The organism is Caballeronia sp., assembly GCF_049581465.1.
Lineage (GTDB): Bacteria > Pseudomonadota > Gammaproteobacteria > Burkholderiales > Burkholderiaceae > Caballeronia.
This window is the reverse complement of sequence record NZ_JBAUSA010001416.1, coordinates 1-6,193: the sequence shown is the minus strand read 5'-3', so window position 1 is coordinate 6,193 and position 6,193 is coordinate 1. Positions and strand designations below refer to the sequence as shown.

Here is a 6,193-nt window from a genome sequence, read left to right as displayed (position 1 = left end):
CAAAAATACTGCCGGTGCTGTAGTACTTTTCGCCATTCAGTAACCAACGGTCGCCGCTTTGCGTGACTCGGGTATTGAGCGAACCGAGCGCGACATTGCCCGCCTCGGTCCACGCATTGCCGAAGATTTCACCGTCGACGAAGCGCGAAAGCCATTCGTCGCGCTCCTCACTAGCGGGCGCGTTGATCACATCCTCGACATAAGCGAAGTGGCCTCGTAGCGCTTGGGGGAGGTTCGAATCGGCGGTGGCCAGCTCTATCAGCAAGCGGAATAACTGCTTGACGCTAACGCCGGCTCCGCCTTGCGAAACCGGCATGCGCAGCGCGCCAAAGCCCGCTTCTGCGAGTTCGCGGATCTCGTCGCGTGGCAATTTCCTTAGCCGGTCGCGCTCGATCGCACCCGCGCCAATGCGCTCAAAGAGCGGCCTGAATCGGCTCGCAAGCTGTTCGTAGTCCGCTCCAATCGATAACGCCACAGGCGGCATTTGAGTCATATCGCGTTTTCCTTGTCCGGCACCTTAGCCGCTTCGCTGCGTTCGATTGCCTCTTTCCGCTTGAACGCTTCAATATCCCGGTATTGCGCTGCGGGATGCGAGTCAGGCAAGAGGGGGCCTTTTCCAAACAGTTTCTCGCGCAGCGTTCCGGCGGTATAAGCCGTCCGGTAAACCCCGCGCCGCTGTAATTCAGGGACGAGATAATTGACGACGTCCTCGAATGTCACGTGCGCGACGGCATAGGCGAGATTGAAGCCGTCGACGCCGGTTTCTTCTACCCATGTTTGCAGGATATCGGCGACCGTTGTTGCGGACCCGACGAAAACCGGCCCCATCCCGCCGATACCGCCCCACGCCGCAAGCTCGTCAATGGTCCACGATTTCGCACCGCCAGCCAGATGTTCTATAGCCGATACGATTGCATTGGTCTCCACTTTTTTCACGAGGTCGGTCGGCGCGTACTGTCCAAAATCCACGCCCGTCCAACCCGACATGAAGACGAGCGAGCCGTCGTAAGAGGTATAGCGCCGATACTCTTGAAACTTCGCCTGCGCCTTCGCATCCGTCTCATCCACGATCACGGTCACCAGGTTGTATATGAGCAGGCTCGCGGCGTCACGGCCCGCCAACGTGGCTTGGCGCCGCACATCGGCAACGTAGTCTTTCAACACCTCTCGCGTCGGCGCGGCAACGAACACGCACTCCGCGTGTTGTGCGGCGAATGCCTTGCCGGACCCCGACGCGCCAGCCTGATACAGCACCGGTGTGCGTTGGGGTGAAGGCTCGCATAGATGGTAGCCGGGGACATCGAAATAAGTGCCTCGATGTCCGATCTCATGGACCTTTTCCGGGTGGGTAAAGACCCGGTTGGTCCGGTCCCTCACGACGGCGTCTTCTTCCCAACTGCCTTCGAAAAGCTTGTAGAGAACCTCTACGTATTCCGCTGCAACTTCGTACCGGTTGGCGTGTTTTCGCAGGCCGCCTTCACTAATATTCTTTGCGCCGCTCTCGAGATAAGAGGTGACGATGTTCCAGCCCACGCGTCCTTTCGTATGATGATCGGCAGTCGATAGCCGCCGCGCGAACGTATAAGGATGCTCGAAGGTGGTCGACGCCGTAATGCCGATGCCCAGATGTTCGGTCACCATCGCGATGGGCGCGGCGAGCTGAAGAGGGTCGTTGACCGGGAACTGAGCGGCCTGATGAATCGCGTGATAGTTGCTGCCCTTGTAGACGTCGTAATAGCCGATTACGTCGGCGATAAAGATGCCGTCGAAGAAACCGCGCTCGAGGATTTTCGCGAGGTCAGTCCAGTATTCGAGCTCCTTGTATTGGTACGACCGGTCTAGCGGATGGCTCCAAAGTCCCGGCGACTGATGACCGACGCAGTTCATCTCGAACGCGTTGAAATGTATGGCTTTGCTCATGGTGGCGAACATCCGTTTGAGAGCGCACCAATGTATGCGCTGCGGCGGGAGTTCGCTCTATCGATTTCATCTTTGCTTATGTATCGACGGCTGCATCCGTACGCGATGACAGACAAAGCGAAGCCGGTGCAAACCGTCGGGTTCTGACTGAATCGCACGGTTATAGAACGGTCATAACCAAAGCAAAACTACTTCTTTGCGTAGGGAGGTTCCAGCCCGTATAAATCCCGTCTGATCCAGGTGCATGAATTCAAGGGAGCTTCACAGTGAACCACGCGAACAGTAGAAACAGCCTTGCTGCACGCGTTCAAATCGAAGTGGTGTTGTCATGAGCCTGCGCACGCCAGTGCTCGAGGCGCGCTCGTTGTCGAAGCACTTCGGCCCAACCATTGCGCTCGATCGTTTCGACCTTTCCATAGCAGCGGGTGAAGTGGTCGCGTTGATGGGCGCGAACGGCGCGGGCAAGTCGACCATCGTGAAGATCCTGAGCGGCGTTTATCCCGGCGATTCTGGCTCGACCACTCTGCACGGAAAACGTTATGCGCCGGCTTCCCCGCAAGAGGCGAAAGCAGAGGGCGTGGCGACCATGCATCAGGCGATTGCCGACACGGTCGTGCCGGCGCTGTCTGTCGCCGACAACCTGTTGCTTGATCGTTTTAACGACTCCAGCGCTTCATGGTTCGCGACACCCGCTGCGCGGTTGAAGGAGGCGCGCGGGATAGCCGCGTCGATTGGCCTTGACACCGACCTGCTCGCGCCGTTGTCGTCGTTGTCCATTGCCGCAAGGCAACTCGTCACTCTCGCTCGTGTGCTTGCCGCGAAACCATCTGTGCTGATCCTCGACGAACCGACTGCAAGCCTTTCCGCTGCCGAAGCGGAGCGGCTTTTCGCGGCGCTTGACGTCCTGCGTGAGCAAGGCGTCGCGATGCTCCTGGTCTCGCATCGGCTGGGCGACCTGAAGCGGATGGCTGACCGGGTGGTGATCGTGCGCGATGGCAGAATGGTCGCCGACCTGACTCCACCGCTGAATTTCGACGCCGCCATCGAAACCATGATCGGCCGTGCGGTGCCGAAAGCGCAGCAGCGTCGAAGCATCCGATCGCCGACACATGAAGGCTTCAGCGTCAAAAATCTGAGGCTGTTTCCTCAAAGCCCGCCAATCGCGTTCGACGCCGCACGAGGAGAAATAGTCGCGATCGCGGGGCCGGTCGGAGGCGGCAAGTCGCGACTGGCGAGAACGATCTTCGGTATCGAACCCGTGGTGTCCGGCGAGATGACACTCGACGGCCACCGCTGGCAACCACGTTCGGCATCCGAAGCGATACGTCATGGTGTATTTCTCGCGGGCGAAGATCGCTGGGGCACGTCCCTGTTTCCGGACAGCGTCCCGTTTGCGTCGATAGACGGTACGTTGAGCTTTCCCTTCCTGTCGCGCTGGTTCAGGGGAGGGTGGATTGACCGGGCGCGGGAACGCCGCGAAGCAGCATTGGCCATCAAGCACTTCTCGATCCGGTGCAACGGCCCGGAAGACCGCGTGACGAGCCTCTCTGGCGGCAACCAGCAGAAGGTCGTACTAGCACGATGGCACGCAGAACCGGCACGCGTCCTCTTGCTCGACGAGCCGTTCCAGGGCGTCGATGCCGGCGCCCGCGCTGACATTGCCGACACCTTGCGCGCGAGCGCACCCGGACGCGTCACGCTGATCTTCGTCAGCTCGCTTGAGGAGGCGTTCGAAGTCGCCGACCGGGTCCTGCGCTTCGATCGCTCCACCATTGAAGACGTTACCGATCAAGTTACCGAGGCTCTCGACGCATGAAATTCAGCCTAAAATTCCCCATGCCATCCGACTCCGCGTTGCCGGCTCGATCGCCGCGCACTCGCGTGAGCATCCGCACGCAACTTGAGCGCACGGGCATTGTGCTATTGCTGATTGCCTTGATCGTCGTGTTCACCTGGCGCGAACCGGCGTTCGCGAGCGTGGACAACCTGTTCAGCATCCTGCAGGCGGCGTCAATCGTCGCGCTTCTCGCCGTGGGCGTGACCATTACGCTCGCTGTTGGCGGCTTCGACTTGTCGATTGGCAGCACGGCTGCCACGGCGCAAATGGCGGCGAGCTACGTGCTCGTGGTCTGGCATGGCGGTGCACTCGAGGCCATCGCGGCTTGTCTTTTGCTGGGCGTCGCCGCGGGCCTGTTCAACGGACTGCTGATCACCCGCCTGCGCGTGCCCGATCAGCTAGCCACGCTGGGAACATTGTTCCTGCTCGCAGGATTGCAGTTGATTCCGACAGGAGGCCGTTCGCTCGCGACAGGCACGATATTGCCCGACGGCACGGAAACGACAGGCTCATTTCCGGCGGCATTTCTCGCGGTCGGCCGCGCCCGCCTTTTTGAAGTCGTGCCCATACCGGTCGTCGTGCTTGCCGCGGTTACCCTCGTTGCGGTGTTGATCATGGAGTTCACTCGGTGGGGCCGCGTCATCTACGCCACGGGCGGCAACGAAACGGCTGCCCGGCTCGCAGGCGCGCTTACGTCTCGCTATCGCGTCCTGGCCTACGTAGCGTCTGGCGTTATTGCTTCGCTCGGCGGCGCATTGATCGCGGCGCGGGTCGGGCGAGGAGATGTCGGTGCGGGCAATTCGCTTTTGCTCGATGCCGTCGCCGCCGCGCTGATCGGCTACGCGGTATGGGGCGCGAAGCGTCCCAACGTGCTCGGAGCAGTGGTGGGCGCGATCTTTGTCGGCGTGTTGCTGAACGGCCTGACCATGCTCAATGCGCCGTATTACATGCAGGATTTCATCAAGGGCGCGCTACTGGTAGGCGCACTGGCATTCACGTTCAGCATTGGCCGGGAGTCTCGCCGATAAGGGACTGCGGGTCCGGCCTATATAGATAGCTGGCAATTGATCATGTCCTTAGCAGGATCGTTCGGTTTGAGTCAGCTCGACGCGCTGCTAGATTGCTAAAGAATCCTAAACGTAATTATCCGGTAACTATACAAGGCGCACGCATGGCAACGACCCAAGACATTTCAGCACCGGATGTGGCTAAAAAGCCGCACGCCCACGTTATCAGAGACGACGCAGAAGCAATCTCGGTCGCGCATGAGATTGCAGCACGCCTCGCTCTACAGGCGAGCGACCGCGATCGCGAGCGTCGTTTGCCTTATGAAGAGATCGAGTGGTTTTCGCAAGCGGGCTTGTGGGCCATCACGGTGCCAAGACAGTATGGTGGCGCTGGAGTGTCGTATCGGACGCTGACGGAAGTGATCAAGATCATCGCCACTGCCGATCCCTCGTTGGGACAGTTGCCGCAGAACCATCTGGGCCTCGTCGATGTGATCGCGCTAACCGGAGACGAGGAGCAGAAACAGTTTTTCTTCGGCGAGATCCTGCGAGGCAAGCGTTTTGGCAATGGCTTCTCGGAGAAGGGCACGAAAAACGTGCTGGATCTCAAGACGCGCGTCACGGCCAGCGGCGATGCCTTCGTCGTTCACGGCACCAAGTTCTATTCGACAGGCGCGCTGTTCGCGGACTACGTGCCGGTACTGGGCCTCGACGAGGATCGCCGGAGCTGGCTTGCCTACATTCCCGCCGGCACCGCGGGGTTGCAGGTGGTCGACGACTGGTCGGGGTTCGGGCAACGGACGACCGCGAGCGGCACGGTGATTGTCGATCAGGTGTCGGTACCCGCATCGCACGTATTTCCTGCACACAAAGTGTCCGACGTGCCGACGCTCAACGGCCCGATCTCACAGATCATCCAGGCCGCCATCGACGCAGGCATCGCGCGGGCTGCGATAGCGGATACGCTTGCCTTCGTGCGTGAGCGATCGCGTCCGTGGATCGACAGTGGCGTTGAACGGGCCAGCGACGACCCGCTCGTCGTGCGGGAAGTGGGACACCTGCACATCCAGTTGCATGCAGCAGAAGCGCTGCTCGAACGCGCTGCGCTCACGATCGATGAAATCGCCGCGAAAGCAACCTCGCCTACCGAGGACGATATCGCCCGTGCCTCTGTTGCGGTCGGAGAGGCCAAGGTGCTGACAACTGAAGTCTCGCTATTAGCCGGCGAGAAGTTATTCGAACTGGCCGGGACGCAATCGACGCTCGCCGCGCACAACCTCGATCGGCACTGGCGAAATGCCCGCACGCACACGCTGCACGACCCCGTGCGATGGAAGTATCACCTGATCGGAAACTACTATCTCAACGGCATCAAGCCGACACGTCACCCCTGGAATTAATCGACCCGGTCCGGGAATCAGCCAGGCAA

5 protein-coding genes are annotated in these 6,193 nt (G+C 60.3%); 3 read left to right on the top strand and 2 right to left on the bottom strand.

Features of this window, described 5'->3' with window-relative positions; genetic code table 11:
* Both WCA53_RS34245 and WCA53_RS34240 read right to left on the bottom strand, forming a co-directional pair.
* The coding region (locus WCA53_RS34245) for an acyl-CoA dehydrogenase family protein (protein ID WP_423922687.1) at positions 1 to 493 on the bottom strand (493 nt) is incomplete at its 3' end.
* Positions 490 to 1,920, bottom strand: coding sequence for an LLM class flavin-dependent oxidoreductase (locus WCA53_RS34240; RefSeq protein ID WP_423922684.1), 1,431 nt, complete (start codon positions 1,918 to 1,920; stop codon positions 490 to 492). The genes WCA53_RS34240 and WCA53_RS34245, both read right to left, overlap by 4 nt.
* 328 nt (positions 1,921 to 2,248) lie before the next feature.
* Between WCA53_RS34240 and WCA53_RS34235 the strand changes: the two genes are divergently transcribed.
* The 3 genes from WCA53_RS34235 to WCA53_RS34225 all read left to right on the top strand — a co-directional run bounded on the left by WCA53_RS34235 (position 2,249) and on the right by WCA53_RS34225 (position 6,164).
* Entirely contained in the window at positions 2,249 to 3,736 is a 1,488-nt protein-coding gene (locus tag WCA53_RS34235) for a sugar ABC transporter ATP-binding protein (protein WP_423922680.1), read from the top strand.
* A 20-nt stretch (positions 3,737 to 3,756) separates the two neighbouring features.
* A complete protein-coding gene (locus WCA53_RS34230; RefSeq protein WP_423922690.1) occupies positions 3,757 to 4,785 on the top strand; it encodes an ABC transporter permease in 1,029 nt (342 codons plus the stop codon).
* Between the two features lie 143 nt (positions 4,786 to 4,928).
* Positions 4,929 to 6,164 carry an SfnB family sulfur acquisition oxidoreductase gene (locus WCA53_RS34225; protein ID WP_423922675.1) on the top strand — a complete coding sequence of 412 codons (1,236 nt, stop codon included), beginning with the start codon at positions 4,929 to 4,931 and terminating at the stop codon, positions 6,162 to 6,164.
* Positions 6,165 to 6,193 lie beyond the last annotated feature (29 nt).